The sequence below is a fragment of the Mesorhizobium sp. M0001 genome, from assembly GCF_040324255.1.
Lineage (GTDB): Bacteria > Pseudomonadota > Alphaproteobacteria > Rhizobiales > Rhizobiaceae > Mesorhizobium.
This window is the reverse complement of sequence record NZ_JAMYVS010000025.1, coordinates 13,590-30,132: the sequence shown is the minus strand read 5'-3', so window position 1 is coordinate 30,132 and position 16,543 is coordinate 13,590. Positions and strand designations below refer to the sequence as shown.

Here is a 16,543-nt window from a genome sequence, read left to right as displayed (position 1 = left end):
GCCGCGCCAACCAATCCGCTTGGCGCTGCGGCGGACGCATAGGGGGAGAGAAGTGTCACCTATGTATCCGGTTCAAAGTGTTACCCATCTATCGGCTGGACAGCTGTCGCCTACTGATTTCGCCAATTGCCAGCGTTGCCAAGAGCGCCGATGTTGCGGCCATCTCCCTTCTCCCCGTCACTATACGGGGAGAAGGTGCCGGCAGGGCAATGAGGGGCAGCGCCTGCATTTGTAATTGGCCGATAAGAGCCTCAAACCGGCCGCTTCTTCGGCTTCTTGTTCTTAGGCGGTCCCGCCTTGTCGAATTTCGGTTTCCCGGCCCAAGGCTTTGCATCGCCGGCGGGCCGTTCCCGCTTCTCGAATTTCGGCTTGTGTGCGCTTTGCGGCGCCTCGAACGGGCGCTTGCCGCGATGCGGCTTCTTGTCCGGCTTCGGCGCCTGGTAGCCGGCCCGCGACAGGTCGGGCGTGCCGTCCAGGCGCTTCACCACGATGTTGCCCTGCAGCTTCTTGTCGGGGCCGATGGCGGCGAGGAAGCGATCGGCCCAGTCGGCCGCGATCTGCACGTAGGTCTCATCCTGTTGCATCTTGATGGAGCCGATCTCGCGCTTGGAGATGTTGCCGGTGCGGCACAGCATCGGGATCAGCCAGCGCGGCTCGGCATTCTGCTTGCGCCCGATCGACAGCGAGAACCAGACGCTGTCGCCGAAATCGTCGCGGCGGCTGGGCGCTTCGTCGCGGCGTTCGAATTTTTCGCCCGCCGGTCTGTCTCGCGACGGCGTGAACGGTGCGACATCCGTAAGCTCCTCGGGCGCCGAGCGGCTGGCGCGGCATTGGCGCACGAAGGCGGCCGCAATCTGTTCGGCGCCATGCCTGGCCAGAAGCGCGTCGATGAAGCCGCGCTCGTCCTCGGCCACCGGCTCGTCGAAGGCTGGATCGGCAAGGATGCGCTCGTCGTCGCGCTTGATGACGTCGTCGGCCGAGGGCGGGCTCGCCCATGTCGCCTTCAGCCCTGCATTCTGCAGCAGGCGCTCGGTGCGCTTGCGAGCGCCGTTGGGCACGATCAGCGCGCTGACACCCTTGCGGCCGGCGCGGCCGGTACGGCCGCTGCGATGCAGCAGCGTTTCGGGATTGGTCGGCAGATCGGCATGGATGACCAGTTCGAGATTGGGCAGGTCGATGCCGCGCGCGGCGACATCCGTGGCGATGCAGACTTTGGCGCGGCCGTCCCGCATCGCCTGCAGCGCGTGGGTGCGTTCGTTCTGGCTGAGCTCGCCCGACAGCGCCACGACGGAAAAATTGCGGTTGTTGAAGCGCGCCGTCAGATGATTGACGGCGGCGCGGGTGTTGCAGAACACCAGCGCGTTCTTCGCTTCGTAAAACCGCAGCACGTTGATGATGGCGTTCTCGCGGTCGGGATAGGCGACATTCAGCGCCCGGTACTCGATATCGAGATGCTGCTTTTCCTCGCCGCCGGCCGAGATGCGTACGGCGTCGCGCTGATAGCCTTGCGCCAGCGTGGCGATCGAGCGCGGCACGGTGGCCGAAAACATCAGCGTGCGGCGCTGAGCCGGTGCGGCATCGAGGATGAATTCGAGGTCCTCGCGAAAGCCCAGGTCGAGCATCTCGTCGGCCTCGTCCAGCACCACGGCTTTCAGCGCCGACATGTCGAGGGAGTTGCGGGTGATGTGGTCGCGCAGGCGGCCGGGCGTGCCGACGACGATGTGGGCGCCGCGCTCCAGCACGCGCCGTTCGGAGCGCATGTCCATGCCGCCGACGCAGGACGCGACGGTGGCGCCGGTCGGCGCGTAGAGCCATTGCAATTCGCGCATCACCTGCAGAGCGAGCTCGCGCGTCGGCGCCACGGCCAGCGCCAGCGGTGCGCCAGCCTGGTCAAAACGCTCGGCGCTTCCAAGAAGGGTCGGCGCCAAAGCCAGGCCGAAGGCGACAGTCTTGCCGGAGCCGGTCTGCGCCGACACCAGAGCGTCGGCCTCGCCGAGTTCCAGCACCGCCTTCTGCACCGGCGTCAGCTCGGTATAGCCGCGTTTTTCCAGCGCCTCTGCCAGCGCAGGAACGATACGTTCGAAATTGGACATCTCACTCTTTCGGAATTCGGGGCATGGGCTCATCATGCAGCACATGCCGGGGCTGGCGCCACGCCAGCCAAACACTATTTGGGCGTTCGTACTTCTTGCGGCCGCTATTGTACAGGGCAAGCGAGTGCCTTGCCGCAATTGACTCCTGACGCAAACCGCGTAAAAGCCGGCATCGAACGGGATCATTTTCGATGCGCGGCCTTCTGATGGCTCTTCTTGCATTCGACTTCCCCGGCCACAATCATGGGGCCGGGCGCGTTGGCGCGTCTTACCGTTCCAGCAAAACTATGGCCAAAACCACCACCATAACGGTGTGATTCCCTTGGCCTAACCACCCTCTCCCGGGTCCGGCCCGGGGGACAAAACCCGCATTGGCCGGCGGGTTTTCTCCAAAAACCAAGCGGAGAGGGACAGGAGATTTCTGATGAGTTTCAAGGTTGCGGTAGTCGGCGCCACGGGCAATGTGGGGCGCGAAATGCTCAACATACTGGAAGAGCGCGGCTTTCCGGTAAGCGAAGTCGTGGCGCTGGCCTCGCGGCGCAGCCAGGGCACCGAAGTGTCGTTCGGCGACCGTTCGCTGAAGGTCAAGACGCTCGACCAGTATGATTTTTCCGACACCGACATCTGCATCATGTCGGCCGGCGGCAACGTCTCCAAGGAGTGGTCGCCGAAGATCGGCAAGCAGGGCTGCGTCGTCATCGATAACTCGTCGGCCTTCCGCTACGACCAGGACGTGCCGCTGATCGTGCCGGAAGTGAACCCGGATGCGATCTCGTTGTTCACCCGCAAGAACATCATCGCCAATCCGAACTGCTCGACGGCGCAGCTGGTCGTGGCGCTGAAGCCGCTGCACGATGTCGCCACCATCAAGCGCGTCGTCGTCGCCACCTATCAATCGGTATCCGGCGCCGGCAAGGAAGGCATGGACGAACTCTTTACACAGACCCGCGCGGTGTTCGTCGCCGATGGCGTCGAGGTCAAGAAGTTCACCAAGCGCATCGCCTTCAACGTCATTCCGCACATCGACGTCTTCCTCGACGACGGCTCGACCAAGGAAGAGTGGAAGATGGTCGCCGAGACCAAGAAGATGCTCGACCCCAAGATCAAGCTGACGGCGACCTGTGTGCGCGTGCCGGTGTTCATCGGCCATTCCGAAGCCGTCAACATCGAGTTCGAAAAGCCGATCACCGCCGACGAGGCGCGCGATATCCTGCGCGAAGCGCCGGGCTGCCAGGTCTTGGACAAGCGCGAGGATGGCGGCTACATCACGCCGCTGGAATCGGCCGGCGAGGACGCCACCTTCATCTCGCGCATCCGCGAGGATTCGACCATCGACAACGGCCTGTCGATGTGGATCGTCTCCGACAATCTGCGCAAGGGCGCGGCGCTCAACGCGGTGCAGATCGCCGAGCTTCTGGTCGAGCGCGGCCTGATCCAGCCGAAGAAGAAGGCGGCCTGACGGCTGGTTTGTTTTCGCTCACGGGGTTCGGCTTTCGGCCGATTCCGTTTATCGCTCACGGGCCGTATCGCCGCTGCCGCGGCTGGCCCTCCGCGGGGCGCCGGAAAGCCGGCGGCCCGTAGTCGCGGGCTCGGCCTTCGGCCGAAGCCTTCCTTCTCCCCGTTCACGGGGAGAAGGTCCCGGCAGGGGGATGAGGGCAGCGCTGACCTCTGTTGAGAAACGCCTTTGAACGATCCCACCAAAATCGTGCTGCGCCCCGCCACGGCTTTGGATGCCGCGACCATCGCCATTGTCATGCGGGCCGCACTTGGCTCGTTCCTGGATGCCGGTCATCCACACGCCGGATGAGGATCTTGCCTTCATCCGCGAGATCGTGCTGCACCGGCAGCAGGTGACGGTCGCCGAGGCCGGCACCGGCATTGTCGGCTTCATTGCCCTGAGCGGCGATTGGGTGGAACAGCTCTATCTCGACCCCGCCTGGACGGGGCAAGGCATCGGCAGCCGGCTGCTGGTGCAAGCGACCGCCGCGCTACGGATCGTTAAACTGCATTGCTTCCAGGCCAACACCGGCGCGCGTCGCTTCTACGAGCGCCATGGCTTTCGCCCCGAGGCGTTCGGCGCGGGCACCACCAACGAAGAAGGCCTGCCGGATATTCTCTACGTGCGTCGAGCTTGATATTCAGCCGGCGTTATCCTTGGCCAGTTGGCGCAATAACTCCATCGCTTCCTCGGCCCGCTCAGCGGGCACGAACAGATGGTCATGATAGAAAGCAGAGACCGGATTGACGCCCATGCCGGCGGCGGCCAGCCGGGCGGTGATGGCGGCGAGGAAGCCGACGGCTTCCAGCGAGGAGTGGACGTTCAGGGTGATCATGCGGCAGCGGAACGAAGCGGTCAGCCCGGCCGCCCGTGCCGCGTCCTCGGTCACGATCAGTGTCACACCCTCGCGCTCGCGAAAGACCATCACGGGATCGAGGCCTGCCTGCCGGCTGATTCCAGGTGTGAGCGTAGCGAACACGTAGACGTCCGGCAGCAGTTCCGGCGTCATCGCCGCCAGCAGCTTTTTCAGATCAGTCTCGCCGGCCATTCGCTCGTCTCTCGCCCAGCCCTATCAATAGCCGTGACTGGTGGATGTCGATAGTCCGTCAAGGTGGAGGGACAGCGCCCCCCTCTGCCCTGCCGGGCATCTCCCCCGCAAGCAGGGAGATCGGCGGTTTCGATGCTCCGCTCATTCATGGAACATTGCCGAAGCGGTCGAGCGTGTAATCTCCCCCCTTGCGGGGGAGATGGCCGGCAGGCCAGAGGGGGGTGTGAAGGATCGCCACGCAGCGGCTTTTGCTTGCTGCTACCCAAAAAGAATCCGCACCCTGTAGGATCGCCGCCCCATCGCTCGTCCTTGGTCCGAAGCCAGCAAACGGCTCGAACCGCTTAGGAGGGAACACCGTGAGTATTTCTCAAACCATGCCCGTCTCGTGGGGCGCCCTGTGGACCGGCCGCGTGCTCAGCGGCCTCATCATCCTGTTCATGATCTTCGACGGCGTCATCAAGCTGCCGCCGCTCGATGTCGTCACCCAGACCATGGTGCCGCTCGGCTGGCCGGCCGATGTCAATGTCGCGCGCACGCTCGGCATTATCGGGCTGATCTCGACCGCGCTCTATGCGCTGCCCCGCACCTCGGTGCTCGGCGCCATCCTGCTCACCGGCTATCTCGGCGGCGCCATCGCCACAAATATGCGCGTCGGCAGCCCGTTGTTTTCGCACACGCTGTTTAGCGTCTATCTCGGCATCATCCTGTGGGGCGGTCTCTATCTGCGCGACCCAAGCGTGCGCGCCCTGATCCCGTTCAGCCGTTAAGCGAGGAGAAAAACATGCTCAGCACCATTCTCATCCTCCTGGTCGTCATCATCGCCGCCGTGCTCATCTATGCGGCGACGAGGTCGAATGATTTCGTCACCGCCCGCACCGCCAGCATCAAGGCCGCGCCGGAAGCGATCTTTCCGCTGATCAACAATTTCAAGCACTGGCCGGAGTGGTCACCCTACGAAAAGCTCGACCCCGAGATGAAGCGCACGCTGTCGGGCGCTGATGCCGGCAAGGGCGCCGCCTACGCCTGGGAAGGCAATGCCAAGGCCGGCAAGGGACGCATGGAGATCGTCAATTCCGTGCCATCCTCGCTGGTGTCGCTGAAGCTCGACTTCGAGAAGCCGTTCCGGGCCAACAACAGCGTCGACTTCACCCTGAAGCCCTCGGGCGACACCACCGCAGTCACCTGGGCAATGCGCGGCAGCCGGCCCTTCATTGCCAAGCTTTTGGGCCTCTTCATGAATTTCGATACGCTGATCGGCAAGGATTTCGAGGCTGGCCTCGCCAATCTGAAGAAGGCCACTGAAAGGTAAAACGTCCTGCATTTCAACAAGCTCGGCGGCGGTCGTTACGAATGTGACAGGCGCGCGCACCGGGATCTCTCACGTCTTCGGGATCAAATCAGCTGTCTGGGAGTTAGAGCCGTGGCGGCGAGGACGGCGATCCGCGTGAGAGAGGAACGACAATGAAAAAAGCGATGATCATTCTGGTACTGGCGACCGCACTGGGTGCGTGCTCGCAAACCGAAAAGGGTGCCGCGGTCGGCGGTCTCGGCGGCGCGGCGGTTGGCGCAGCTGTGGCAAATGATCCGGTTCAGGGCGCCGTCGTCGGCGGCGCCGTCGGCGCCGTGGCCGGCGCGCTGATCGGCCGTGCCAGCGAAAGCGGTCAATGTCGCTACCGCGGCCGCAACGGGCGCACCTATATCGCCAGCTGCCCCGACGGTTATTGAACACAGCCAGGTCCAACATCGGAAACCGGCGGCTATAGATCGCCGGTTTCGCTGTTGCCCAAGGCAGCTGGACCATGGCTGCCTGCGCTACAGCAATCCCCGGATATGCTCCCAAGCCAGGCGGCCCAGGCGCGTGTCGGCGTCGTCATTGCCGCCATGGGCATGCAGCCTCGAGCGCGGCGTGATTTCGCCCGGCAGCAGAATGCGGTGGCCGGCGTCGGGCACTGAGACGAGGCAGGTGGTCATTGCGGTGTCCTGGCGACACCGAACGATCGACTGGGCAAAATCCAGCGATGGCCATAGCGCGTCGTCGCCGCCCGCAACCAGAACAATGTCGGCTGAAATAGCTTCGACGGGAATGGCAGCCTTGGCCGCTGCGTCCTTGAAGGTTTGCAAGGCACGTAGGAAGAGCCGCCGGTAGGACACCAGACCATCGACATACTCGGCGTTCCAAGCGGGATTGCTTGGGACAAACGGCAAAGGAATCCCCTCGATCGTCCACGACGATCGTTCCGGCCAGCTGACGCCGTCGCGGCCCGGCCCGATATTGCCCCAGACCACCGATGTCGGGCTGATCGCAACCACGAGGCCGATGCGTGGATCGTGAGCCGCCGCAAGCAGGGAGGCCTCGGCGCCTTTCGAGGTCCCGACATAGACGATGCGCCGGCATCCCATCTGGACAAGATAGTCGGTCGCCGCGAAAAACGTTTCGAGCGGGATCTCGCAAATGCCGGGCACCTGACCTTCGCCGCCAAACCATTGCAGCGCGAGAGCGGATGCTCCTTCCTTGGCAAAGAGCCGGGCGCGGGTGACGTCGATGCGGCCGCTCGATCCGCTGAGCACGACGACGCCTGTCGTGGCGCCGGCGCATCGCAACAGCGTTCCGGCTACGCCGCCGAAAAGGGTCTCTTCCGTGACGGTCCGCTCAGTCATCTTTCGTTCGAACGCATATGACATCGCCGCACATTAGCAAAACGGCGGGCACAGGCCCGCCGTTTTGTCGATGCGATGACGCGATGCTTATTCGGCGGTGGCGGCTTCCGCTTCGGCCGGGGCTGCAGCAGCGGCGGCAACGGCGGCGGCAGCGTCTTCCTGGGCCTTCTTCAGCAGAGAGGCGCGTTCCTGCGCCTTCTTGCCGGGCTCGGCCTTCTTCGGGTTGGAGCGGGCTTCGCGCTTGAGGAGGCCGGTCTCATCGAGGAAGCGCAGCACGCGGTCGGTCGGCTGGGCGCCGTGCGACAGCCAATGCTTGACGCGGTCGGCGTCGACCTTGACGCGCTCGCCGTCCTTGGGCAGCAGCGGGTTCCACGAGCCGATCGACTCGATGAACCGGCCGTCGCGCGGCGAACGGGCGTCGGCAATGACGACGTGGTAGTAAGGGCGCTTCTTCGAGCCCGCACGGGCCAGTCTGATCTTCAAGGGCATTTCATTTCTCCTAAATTTCTGATTTCAGTGTTGGGTTAATGGCTTTGTCTGGTGCAGGTCGTTGTCCCAAAACCGCTGCGCACTTTTGGGCGACATGCACTTTGTTAGCCGGTTTTGCTTGCGCCGTTGGACGCGGCGATCTGCTCGTGATGGCGGATCACTTCGCGGACGACGAAGTTGAGGAATTTTTCCGCGAAATCGGGGTCGAGATGGGCGTCCTTCGCCAGCTGGCGAAGGCGGGTGATCTGCTCCTGCTCGCGCGCCGGGTCGGCGGGCGGCAGGCCATGCTCGGCCTTGAGCACGCCGACCGCCTTGGTGCAGCGGAAGCGCTCGGCCAGCATATGGATGAGGGCGGCGTCGATGTTGTCGATCGAGGCGCGATAGCCGGCCAGGATGGTGCGTGCGTCGGCCATGTCTTTTTCTTCGTTCATAGCGTCCTCACTTCTTCTTTCCGAGGCTGGGCAGACCACCGCCGCCAAGGCCGGGAAGCTTCATGCCGCCGGGCAGACCGGGCAGGCCACCGCCGCTCGGGGTGGGCGGGCCCTTCATGCCGCCAAGGCCGGGCATCTGCTTCTGCAAGGCTTCGAGCTGCTTGGGATCCATCTTGGAGAGGTCGGGCATGCCGCCACCCATCATGCCGCCGGGGCCACCCGGCATCATGCCGCCGAGGCCCATCTTGGAGGCAAGGCCGCCCATCATGCCGCGCATCAGGCCGCCGCCTTTGCCCTTGCCGCCCATCGCCTTCATCATGTCGGCCATGCCGCGATGCATTTTCAAGAGCTTGTTGATCTCGGCCGCATCCGTGCCTGAGCCGGCGGCGATGCGCTTCTTGCGCGAATGTTTCAGCATGTCCGGATTGGCGCGCTCGGCCTTGGTCATCGACGAGATGATGGCGAGTTGGCGGCCGAACATCTTGTCGTCGAGGCCGGCGGCCGCCATCTGGTCCTTCATTTTGCCCATGCCGGGCATCATGCCCATGATGCCGCCCATGCCGCCCATTTTCGACATCTGCTGAAGCTGGCCGGCAAGGTCGTTCAGGTCGAACTTGCCCGACTGCATCTTTTTGGCCATCGCCGCCGCCTGCTCGGCGTCGATGTTTTCGGCGGCCTTTTCGACCAGCGAGACGATGTCGCCCATGCCGAGGATGCGGTCTGCAATACGCTTGGGGTGGAATTCCTCCAGCCCGTCCATCTTTTCGCCGGTGCCGATCAGCTTGATCGGCTTGCCGGTGACGGCGCGCATCGAAAGCGCGGCACCGCCACGGCCGTCGCCGTCCATGCGGGTCAGCACCAGGCCGGTGATGCCGACGCGCTCGTCGAAGCTTTTGGCAAGGTTGACGGCGTCCTGGCCGGTCAGCGAATCCGCGACCAGCAGGATTTCGTGCGGGCTCGACATCTTCTTGATGTCGGCCATCTCCACCATCAGCGGCTCATCGATATGGGTGCGGCCGGCGGTGTCGAGGATGACGACGTCATGACCGCCGAGCTTGGCTGCCTGGACGGCGCGCCTGGCGATGTCGACCGGGTTCTGGCCCGCAATGACAGGCAGCGTCGCGACTTTGACCTGCTCGCCGAGCTGGCGCAGCTGCTCTTGTGCCGCGGGCCGCCGCGTGTCGAGCGAGGCCATCAGAACCTTCTTGTTCTGGCGCTCGGTCAGGCGCTTGGCGATCTTGGCCGAGCTCGTCGTCTTGCCGGAGCCCTGCAGCCCGACCATCATGATGACGACCGGCGCCGGCGCATTGAGGTCGATGGCGACGCCCTCGGCGCCGAGCATGTCGACCAGCTCGTCATGGACGATCTTGACGACCATCTGTCCGGGCTTGATCGACTTGACGACGGCGGCGCCGACGGCCTTTTCGCGCACCTTGTCGGTGAAGGAACGCACCACTTCCAGCGCAACGTCCGCCTCGAGCAGCGCACGGCGCACCTCGCGCAACGCCGCCGAGACATCAGCCTCCGACAGCGCGCCGCGGCCTGTCAGGCCGTTCAGGATGGAGCCAAGGCGCTCCTGAAGTGATTCAAACATTGGTCAACCCGCCGCGCGAGAGCGCCTTGGATTCATGGTGATCCCTGTCGGGCCGATGGCCCTCCACGCCTCTTGTGCGCTCCTGCAGCGATTCAAACATTCCGTTTCCTTTTTCTCAGGCACCCCGATGGTGCCCGAGAGGTAGTGCGTTCGCGCCGCTCATCCAAGCAAAGCTCAAAACCAAAAAGCACCCGGGGGCGCTCAGCGCTGCCGGGTGTTGGCCTCCAGGATCTGTTTACAGCACCCACCTCAAAAGGTTTTGGCGTCCTGGTCGGCTTGCTCGGAGGGATACTCGTCGCGGATTTCGGGGCTGTAGACAGGAAATCGGCCGAAGAGTCAAGACAAGGGCGGCTTGCCGGTCTCTGGGTCGGTCCCTGTTTAGTTCACCTTGCATCCCGAGGGTCGGCCGTAACCTTCAGCGGCGAGCGCGGGTGCAGAAGCAGCAGCATCGTCAGCAAGGTGCAGACGATACCGATGCCGGCGATGATGACGGCATCCGTCGTCGTCCAGTCCGGACCTTCCAGCGGCTTGGCGTTGAACAGGGCGAAGGAATTGTAGTTCTCCTGATGCGAGATCAGCAGGAAGCCGGTGAGATTGTTGCCGAGATGGGCGCCGAAGGCGGCGCCGAGATTGCCGGTGACATAAACCACCAGCGTCAACAGCAAGGCGAACGCGGCGATCGAGGCCAGCACGCAGGCGTTGATGGCGGGGGTCGAGCCCGGGCTCCAATGCAAGGAGGTGAACAGCAAAGCGGGCAATAGCGCCCACACGTAAGGGCTCTCGAAGCGCCTGGCCAGGCCGCGCAGCAGATAGCCGCGAAACAGCATCTCCTCGGACGAGGTCTGCAGCAGGGTCAGCGCCACGATCGGGAGCAGGAACAGCAGCCAGGTCGACAGGTTGATCGTGCCGCGGGCGATTTCGGGCTGTAGCCAGTAGAGCAGGATTTCGGAAAGCGCCGATGTGATCAGCACCGCGACCAGGCCCTTGAGGAAGCCCGACAAGGACACGCGGCGACTGGCGCCGAAAAGCGCCGAGAGCGGCTCGCCATGGACGAAACGCATGGCAAGCCAGAGGCCGAGCCAGATGCCGGTAAACGAGGTGAGTGCGGCGAGTATGCCGATGGGCGAGGCCAGAAAGCCCTGAAGCGGCCCGCGCGGATCGTCCGGCAATACATGCCAGACGATCGCGACATAGGTGCCGCCAAGCACCACAACCAGGGTGATCGCCACCCAGAACAGGACGACGACTGCCGTTCCAATTATCAGCCGCGGCAGGTTCGTCTTTTCGGTGGCCGTGTTGCTATAGCGCTCGAAGGCGGCTGAATCTGATATCACGCGAGTTCCTCTGCCGAACGCATCGGGTCGCATGATCTAGGGGATCGTCGGCTCTCGCGCAATTGCTGCTGTTCAGCGACCCTTTTGCCGCCCCCAGCCTCGGCAGGAGGGCGGCACGAGTTCACTTGTCATTCTTTCCAGGCAAAATCAGCGCACGACGTACATGATGCGCCGTGTCTGCGGGTCGACCAGCGCCTGCTGGCCATTCACATAGACGTAGCGGTAGCGGTAGTCGGGGATTTCGCGCAGTTCGACCGTGTCGGGCAAGGTGGCACCGGTCACCACCTCGCCTTCGAGATAGACAGGATCGAGCCGGTGCGTGCTGACATAGGTGCCGACTTCCGCCGGTGGCCTGTCGATGGCGTCGACGGGGCCGTCGTCGGACAGAATCGCACCGGTATAGGTATCGGGATAATCATCCTGCGGCGGTGTAACCACGGTGATGGCGGCGTTGGCGGGGCGGCGTGTCAGAACGACCCGGTTGCCGCCGAAATCGGCCGTGACATAGTCGGAATAGACCCAGCCCTGGCCTCCGGCTTCGGCAATGGTGCACCATTTGCTGTTTTCGATGCAGCCATTGAGCGTCGCCGACTGGCCGGCGGCGAGCACGCCGATCACAGGATATTGCGGGCCGGGGCCGGCGCGCACATTAAGATCGGTGACGGCCGAGACGGCGGTATCGGCAAGTGCCGCACCCGACATCGCGACAAGCGCCCCGGCGACGGCCGGAAACAATATGCGTCTCATGGTTTCTCTCCCTTTCATGGTCCCTCGCGACACCAAACGAAACCAGAACGCATGCGTTCCGGCTAAAATACCGACGCCAGCTCACGATTTGTTCCGGTTTCTTTCGGCAAACCGGTCAAAAGCTCATGCACGAAGCTGAGTTTCTGCGCCGTCACGTCCGAAATGACGAAGGGATAAAGGTCGGGCAGGCCCATGCAGCGGTTGATCGAGTTGGAGGCTTCCGAGAGTACCAGCCAGCGGGCGAGAATCTTTTCGAACGGCTCGGGCACGGCGTCAGGTTCCGCGGGCGCCGCCTGCAACCGGCCGCCGGTGTCGCCTTGCGGCAGCACATTGGTCTCCATCGTCTCAAGCTGGCCGAGTGGAAAATTCAGCGCGTGCACCATCTCCAGCGTGTCGGTGATGTGGAGATGGTGCGCCCAGGTCTCGGCCCAGTCTTCCCATGGATGCGACGTCGCATAGGCGGAGATGTGGTTCTGCTGCCAGTCGGGCGCAGCGCCATTGGCGTAATAGGCCTTCAGCGCCTGCTCGTAGTCGGGGCGTTCGTCGCCGAACAGCGCCCGGAAGGCATCGAGCCGTTGCGGCTCGTCGCGGATCAGCCGGTCCCAGTAGTAATGGCCAAGCTCATGACGGAAATGACCGAGCAGCGTGCGGTAATTTTCGCCCATCTCGACGCGACGCCGCTCGCGCTCGGCCGAGTCCGCCTCGGCGACGTTGAGCGTGATCAGGCCGTTGTCGTGGCCGGTAAGGATGCGTTCGCCGCCGGGACCGCCGCCGATCGGATCGGCAATGAAGTCGAAGGCGAGGCCGATTTCGTCGCCGTGCTTGTGCTTGGGCGCGACCGGAAGGCCGAAGGCGAGCAGCGAATAGACGGCGCGCTTCTTGGCCGCCTCGACGCGAATCCAGCGGCGGCGGTTGCCGTCGACGGAGAGGTCGGGGATCAGCTGGTTCAGCAAGCAGGCGCGGCAGTAGGAATGGCCCGGTTCGGCCATCCAGTTGCAGGCGCATTCATCCGCATTGGTGCAGTGGAAGATGCCGTCGACGTCAGACAAGGCAAAGCGCGCATGCTCGGGATCGTAAAGCACGAGACTCCCGCAATTCAGGCACTGCGCATTCTCGAAGTAGAGGCGGTGGCCGCAATGCGGGCAGTCGAACAGTTTCATGTCGATCTCGATGCGTCAGGCGTTGGCGTATGGCGTCAGAGGAGGAATATGGTGCGGAGCGGCGCCTCGCCCAAACGCCCGCCACGGGCCGCCGTTCCATGCCCCCGTCACCTCTTTTTACCCGAGCAGCGAATTCGCCTGCCCGGCGCCCGGGCGTTTCGGCCACAATAAGCACTTGATCGTAAGCAAATTCCGCTGCATTGGCCAGGGTAGCGCCGGGGGTACGGTGACAATGGCGCGTTTCGCTGGCAAGTTCGCAACCGGGACGTGATTCAGGCAATCAGGAGAAAAAGCATGGCATTGCTTGCCAAGGGAAAGATTATTGCTGCCGCGGTGGTCGCGGTACTTGCGCTGGCGACGGGCGCGCAGGCGGCGGCCAGCTGCGGCAAGACCGGCGCGGGCTTCGAAGCGTGGAAGCAGGACTTTGCCGCGCAGGCCAGGTCCGAAGGTGTCGGCGGGAAGGGTCTGGCTGCTCTGGCCGGTGCCAGCTACGCGACAAAGACAATCTCCGTCGACCGCGCCATCCACAAGGCTTTCAGCGGTTCGGTGGACGCCTTCATGAAGCGCCGTGGCGGAGCTGCGATCATTTCCAGGGGCCGTGCGCTGAAGAAGTCGAATGCGGCGATGTTCGACAGGATCGAGAGCAATTACGGCGTGTCGCCGGGCGTGTTGCTGGCCATCTGGGGCATGGAAACCGGCTTCGGAGCCTCCCTGGGCAACCAGAACACGGTCTCCGCCATTCTGACGCTTGCCTATGATTGCCGTCGCCCGGGCTTCTTTTACCCGCATGCCATTGCGGCGCTGAAGCTGGTCGATCGCGGCGCGCTGAGCGCCTCGTCGGTCGGCGCTGCGCATGGCGAGATCGGCCATACGCAGTTCCTGCCCGGCAATGTCCTGAAGTATGGCGTCGGCAACGGAAATCTGCGCGACAAGGCAACGGCCTTGGCTTCGACGGCCAACTTCCTCAAGGCTCATGGCTGGCGGGCGGGTGCGAGCGCGAGTGCGAATATGGGGGCCATCGCCGGCTGGAATTCCGCCAGCGTCTACCAGCAGGCCATCGCCCAGATCGCCGACGCGATCGACGGCGGCTGATAGAAATATCCAGATCGAAGAACGGAAAGCCCGGCCATGCGCCGGGCTTTTCTGCAAGGACTGGAGCTTTTGGCGTTCAAACCGTTCAGCAGCCGAGCGGCTACCCGCCTTTTATGACCTTCCAGATGTCCGTGGACTGGTCGAACTGGAGGCGGTTTATGTCGGAGAAGGTCAGCCGGCCGGTCTTCATGGCATCGACAAGGCGGCGGCACAGCAGTGGCGGCATGCGCTCCAGGGAAACGCCCATGAAAGCGGCGATCTCGTGTTTGGCCGATATATTCGATATGGCCACCTTGCTGACGCAGCGATCGAATGCCGCCTCGGGATCCTGTCTCACTTGCTCCTGCCCAGTCTGGCAACCGGCCAGCATGACGACCATTGCAGGCAGGGCCACAAACCACGGCTTCATTGTCAGCTGCCCCCATCGATTGTGAGGAGGCTAGATAAGGGCCCGAAAAGATCAAGCAGGAAAAGCACTGAGTTCTTTGCCGCCGCTCTATTTCTTTGTTTTTACGCAGTTACGGACGAAGTCGGGCATGCTCTTTCTCGAATTGCTCGATCGTTGGCGCAAATGCCGGCTGAGCGACTGGGCTCTCAATAATGTGCGTAGCCGCTCAACGGGCACTTCTGGGAAATAGGAACCTCGAAGGCGCCTTCAGTACCTTTGCAGCTCCGGAATTTGGAGTTGCGCAGCACCGGCGCGGCCCTGGCAGCCGCCTTTGACTTGCCCTTGATGACCAGCCATATCTCGGTCGGCAGGTCTAGCTGCACTCTGTTCAAATCGGAGTAGCTGATCCCCCCCTGCGTACGCCTTCGGTGATACGCTGGCAGAACAGGGCCGGCATGCGCTCCTGCGAGACGCCCATGAAAGAGGCGATTTCGTGCTTGAACGTGATGCTCCACAAATGGACTGCGGAGATGCACCCGTCCTGCTCGCGTTTCGCGGCCGCCTGCGAGGACTGGCATCCGGTAAAGACGATGGCCGCCGCAAGCATGAGAAAAATGGCGTTTTTCACGATCGGAATCCCTCGTCCCGCGAAGGAATTTAGATGAGGCTTTTAAAAGGTCAAACGGAAACCATGTCAGCCAGCTTGGCCTCTTATATTAGAGGTATCAAATAAAAACCCTGCGTGACCGCCGGGTTTTCCTGGAACACTAGTTTGGTTCACCCTTGCGGCTCCTTGCCGCCAGCGTCCTCAGCCGCAGCGCATTGAGGCGGATGAAGCCGGCGGCGTCCTTCTGGTCGTAGGCGCCGCGGTCATCCTCGAAGGTGACCAGCGCGTCGGAATAGAGCGTCTTCTTGGATTTGCGGCCGGTGACCATGACATTGCCCTTGTAGAGTTTCAGGCGCACCGTGCCTTCGACGTCTTCCTGGCTCTTGTCGATCATCGTCTGGAGCATCAGCCGCTCGGGCGAGAACCAGAAGCCGTTGTAGATCAGCTCGGCGTAGCGCGGCATGAACTCGTCCTTGAGGTGGCCGGCGCCGCGGTCGAGCGTGATCGATTCGATGGCGCGGTGGGCGACGATCAGGATGGTGCCGCCGGGGGTCTCGTAGACGCCGCGCGATTTCATGCCGACGAAGCGGTTCTCGACCAGATCGAGCCGGCCGATGCCATTGTCGCGGCCAAGATCGTTAAGCGCCGTCAGAATGGCGGCCGGCGACAGCTTCTTGCCGTTCAGTGCAATCGGATCGCCCTTCAAAAATTCGATCTCGATCTCGGTGACCTTGTCCGGCGCCTCCATCGGCGAGACGGTGCGCTGATGGACGAATTCCGGCGGCTCGCTCCACGGGTCTTCCAGCACCTTGCCCTCGGAAGAGGAGTGCAGAAGGTTGGCGTCGACCGAGAACGGCGCCTCCCCCCGCTTGTCCTTGGCCACCGGGATCTGGTGCTGCTCGGCGAAGTTGATCAGGTCGGTGCGCGACTTGAACGACCAGTCGCGCCACGGCGCGATGACCTTGATGTCGGGATTCAGCGCATAGGCCGACAGCTCGAAACGCACCTGGTCGTTGCCCTTGCCGGTGGCGCCGTGCGCAATGGCATCGGCGCCGACCTCCTGGGCGATCTCGACCAGGTGCTTGGAAATCAACGGGCGGGCGATCGAGGTGCCGAGCAGGTAGGTGCCTTCATAGACGGCGTTGGCGCGAAACATCGGGAAGACGAAATCCGAGACGAATTCCTCGCGCACATCGACGACGCGGATATCCTTGATGCCCATCATCTCAGCCTTCTGGCGCGCCGGCTCCAGCTCGCCACCCTGGCCGAGATCGGCGGTGAAGGTGACGACTTCGGCGCCGAGCTCGGTCTGCAGCCATTTCAGGATGATGGAGGTGTCGAGACCGCCGGAATAGGCGAGCACGACCTTCTTGACGTCTTTTGTCTTGGGCATTGCTGGGGACA

The 16,543-nt window shown here is 63.3% G+C and carries 19 protein-coding genes; 7 read left to right on the top strand and 12 right to left on the bottom strand.

Annotated elements, in window-relative coordinates; translation table 11 throughout:
- Positions 1-251 precede the first annotated feature (251 nt).
- Positions 252-2,093, bottom strand: coding sequence for a DEAD/DEAH box helicase (locus NKK50_RS30480; protein ID WP_352500690.1), 1,842 nt, complete (start codon positions 2,091-2,093; stop codon positions 252-254).
- Between the two features lie 424 nt (positions 2,094-2,517).
- On the opposite strand from NKK50_RS30480, the gene NKK50_RS30475 reads away from it, so the two are divergent.
- From NKK50_RS30475 to NKK50_RS30465, 3 genes are all read left to right on the top strand, one after another.
- Complete coding sequence (locus NKK50_RS30475) at positions 2,518-3,552, top strand: aspartate-semialdehyde dehydrogenase (protein WP_023671698.1); 1,035 nt, start codon at positions 2,518-2,520, stop codon at positions 3,550-3,552.
- A gap of 225 nt (positions 3,553-3,777) precedes the next feature.
- Positions 3,778-3,900 carry a hypothetical protein gene (locus NKK50_RS30470; protein WP_280813933.1) on the top strand — a complete coding sequence of 41 codons (123 nt, stop codon included), beginning with the start codon at positions 3,778-3,780 and terminating at the stop codon, positions 3,898-3,900.
- A complete protein-coding gene (locus tag NKK50_RS30465) occupies positions 3,875-4,228 on the top strand; it encodes a GNAT family N-acetyltransferase (protein ID WP_352500689.1) in 354 nt (117 codons plus the stop codon). Before NKK50_RS30470 ends, NKK50_RS30465 begins: the two co-directional genes overlap by 26 nt.
- A gap of 3 nt (positions 4,229-4,231) precedes the next feature.
- Here NKK50_RS30465 and NKK50_RS30460 read toward each other — a convergent pair whose 3' ends face one another.
- On the bottom strand, positions 4,232-4,639 hold the full coding sequence (locus NKK50_RS30460) for an ACT domain-containing protein (protein WP_023671700.1): 408 nt from the start codon (positions 4,637-4,639) through the stop codon (positions 4,232-4,234).
- Between the two features lie 356 nt (positions 4,640-4,995).
- Between NKK50_RS30460 and NKK50_RS30455 the strand changes: the two genes are divergently transcribed.
- The 3 genes from NKK50_RS30455 (at position 4,996) to NKK50_RS30445 (ending at position 6,364) form a co-directional block, all read left to right on the top strand.
- Positions 4,996-5,406, top strand: a complete 411-nt coding sequence (locus NKK50_RS30455; RefSeq protein ID WP_352544312.1) for a DoxX family protein — start codon at positions 4,996-4,998, stop codon at positions 5,404-5,406.
- A 14-nt stretch (positions 5,407-5,420) separates the two neighbouring features.
- Entirely contained in the window at positions 5,421-5,948 is a 528-nt protein-coding gene (locus NKK50_RS30450; protein ID WP_023683829.1) for an SRPBCC family protein, read from the top strand.
- Positions 5,949-6,100: 152 nt separating this feature from the next.
- Positions 6,101-6,364 carry a YMGG-like glycine zipper-containing protein gene (locus tag NKK50_RS30445; protein ID WP_023683830.1) on the top strand — a complete coding sequence of 88 codons (264 nt, stop codon included), beginning with the start codon at positions 6,101-6,103 and terminating at the stop codon, positions 6,362-6,364.
- A gap of 87 nt (positions 6,365-6,451) precedes the next feature.
- Here NKK50_RS30445 and NKK50_RS30440 read toward each other — a convergent pair whose 3' ends face one another.
- The 7 genes from NKK50_RS30440 to NKK50_RS30410 all read right to left on the bottom strand — a co-directional run bounded on the left by NKK50_RS30440 (position 6,452) and on the right by NKK50_RS30410 (position 13,052).
- Positions 6,452-7,297 carry an acyl-CoA thioester hydrolase/BAAT C-terminal domain-containing protein gene (locus tag NKK50_RS30440; RefSeq protein ID WP_352500688.1) on the bottom strand — a complete coding sequence of 282 codons (846 nt, stop codon included), beginning with the start codon at positions 7,295-7,297 and terminating at the stop codon, positions 6,452-6,454.
- 87 nt (positions 7,298-7,384) lie between these two features.
- Complete coding sequence (rpsP, locus tag NKK50_RS30435) at positions 7,385-7,786, bottom strand: 30S ribosomal protein S16 (protein ID WP_352500687.1); 402 nt, start codon at positions 7,784-7,786, stop codon at positions 7,385-7,387.
- 104 nt (positions 7,787-7,890) lie between these two features.
- Complete coding sequence (locus tag NKK50_RS30430; protein WP_023671706.1) at positions 7,891-8,217, bottom strand: chorismate mutase; 327 nt, start codon at positions 8,215-8,217, stop codon at positions 7,891-7,893.
- Between the two features lie 7 nt (positions 8,218-8,224).
- Positions 8,225-9,811: a signal recognition particle protein gene (gene ffh, locus NKK50_RS30425; protein ID WP_352500686.1), complete on the bottom strand. Its 1,587-nt coding sequence runs from the start codon at positions 9,809-9,811 to the stop codon at positions 8,225-8,227.
- Between the two features lie 383 nt (positions 9,812-10,194).
- Positions 10,195-11,145: a CPBP family intramembrane glutamic endopeptidase gene (locus NKK50_RS30420; protein WP_352500685.1), complete on the bottom strand. Its 951-nt coding sequence runs from the start codon at positions 11,143-11,145 to the stop codon at positions 10,195-10,197.
- 147 nt (positions 11,146-11,292) lie between these two features.
- Positions 11,293-11,892: a DUF1236 domain-containing protein gene (locus NKK50_RS30415; protein WP_023671709.1), complete on the bottom strand. Its 600-nt coding sequence runs from the start codon at positions 11,890-11,892 to the stop codon at positions 11,293-11,295.
- Between the two features lie 62 nt (positions 11,893-11,954).
- The gene (locus NKK50_RS30410) at positions 11,955-13,052 is read right to left on the bottom strand and encodes a zinc-binding metallopeptidase family protein (protein ID WP_352544311.1); all 1,098 of its coding nucleotides are present in this window, start codon (positions 13,050-13,052) and stop codon (positions 11,955-11,957) included.
- A 294-nt stretch (positions 13,053-13,346) separates the two neighbouring features.
- On the opposite strand from NKK50_RS30410, the gene NKK50_RS30405 reads away from it, so the two are divergent.
- Complete coding sequence (locus NKK50_RS30405) at positions 13,347-14,144, top strand: lytic murein transglycosylase (protein WP_023671711.1); 798 nt, start codon at positions 13,347-13,349, stop codon at positions 14,142-14,144.
- Between the two features lie 100 nt (positions 14,145-14,244).
- Here NKK50_RS30405 and NKK50_RS30400 read toward each other — a convergent pair whose 3' ends face one another.
- From NKK50_RS30400 to NKK50_RS30390, 3 genes are all read right to left on the bottom strand, one after another.
- Positions 14,245-14,553: a hypothetical protein gene (locus NKK50_RS30400; protein ID WP_023694543.1), complete on the bottom strand. Its 309-nt coding sequence runs from the start codon at positions 14,551-14,553 to the stop codon at positions 14,245-14,247.
- 367 nt (positions 14,554-14,920) lie between these two features.
- A complete protein-coding gene (locus tag NKK50_RS30395) occupies positions 14,921-15,160 on the bottom strand; it encodes a hypothetical protein (protein ID WP_352544310.1) in 240 nt (79 codons plus the stop codon).
- Between the two features lie 139 nt (positions 15,161-15,299).
- Positions 15,300-16,532 carry an argininosuccinate synthase gene (locus tag NKK50_RS30390; protein WP_352544313.1) on the bottom strand — a complete coding sequence of 411 codons (1,233 nt, stop codon included), beginning with the start codon at positions 16,530-16,532 and terminating at the stop codon, positions 15,300-15,302.
- Positions 16,533-16,543: the final 11 nt, after the last annotated feature.

Bases quoted from the DNA above. Each gene is read 5' to 3' on its own strand.
- NKK50_RS30415 (WP_023671709.1), bottom strand. From the start codon at position 11,892: ATGAGACGCATATTGTTTCCGGCCGTCGCCGGGGCGCTTGTCGCGATG.
- NKK50_RS30445 (WP_023683830.1), top strand. From the start codon at position 6,101: ATGAAAAAAGCGATGATCATTCTGGTACTGGCGACCGCACTGGGTGCG.
- rpsP (WP_352500687.1), bottom strand. From the start codon at position 7,786: ATGCCCTTGAAGATCAGACTGGCCCGTGCGGGCTCGAAGAAGCGCCCT.
- NKK50_RS30390 (WP_352544313.1), bottom strand. From the start codon at position 16,532: ATGCCCAAGACAAAAGACGTCAAGAAGGTCGTGCTCGCCTATTCCGGC.
- NKK50_RS30450 (WP_023683829.1), top strand. From the start codon at position 5,421: ATGCTCAGCACCATTCTCATCCTCCTGGTCGTCATCATCGCCGCCGTG.
- NKK50_RS30475 (WP_023671698.1), top strand. From the start codon at position 2,518: ATGAGTTTCAAGGTTGCGGTAGTCGGCGCCACGGGCAATGTGGGGCGC.
- NKK50_RS30460 (WP_023671700.1), bottom strand. From the start codon at position 4,639: ATGGCCGGCGAGACTGATCTGAAAAAGCTGCTGGCGGCGATGACGCCG.
- NKK50_RS30410 (WP_352544311.1), bottom strand. From the start codon at position 13,052: ATGAAACTGTTCGACTGCCCGCATTGCGGCCACCGCCTCTACTTCGAG.
- NKK50_RS30440 (WP_352500688.1), bottom strand. From the start codon at position 7,297: ATGACTGAGCGGACCGTCACGGAAGAGACCCTTTTCGGCGGCGTAGCC.
- NKK50_RS30400 (WP_023694543.1), bottom strand. From the start codon at position 14,553: ATGAAGCCGTGGTTTGTGGCCCTGCCTGCAATGGTCGTCATGCTGGCC.
- NKK50_RS30465 (WP_352500689.1), top strand. From the start codon at position 3,875: ATGCCGGTCATCCACACGCCGGATGAGGATCTTGCCTTCATCCGCGAG.
- NKK50_RS30480 (WP_352500690.1), bottom strand. From the start codon at position 2,093: ATGTCCAATTTCGAACGTATCGTTCCTGCGCTGGCAGAGGCGCTGGAA.
- NKK50_RS30430 (WP_023671706.1), bottom strand. From the start codon at position 8,217: ATGAACGAAGAAAAAGACATGGCCGACGCACGCACCATCCTGGCCGGC.
- ffh (WP_352500686.1), bottom strand. From the start codon at position 9,811: ATGTTTGAATCACTTCAGGAGCGCCTTGGCTCCATCCTGAACGGCCTG.
- NKK50_RS30405 (WP_023671711.1), top strand. From the start codon at position 13,347: ATGGCATTGCTTGCCAAGGGAAAGATTATTGCTGCCGCGGTGGTCGCG.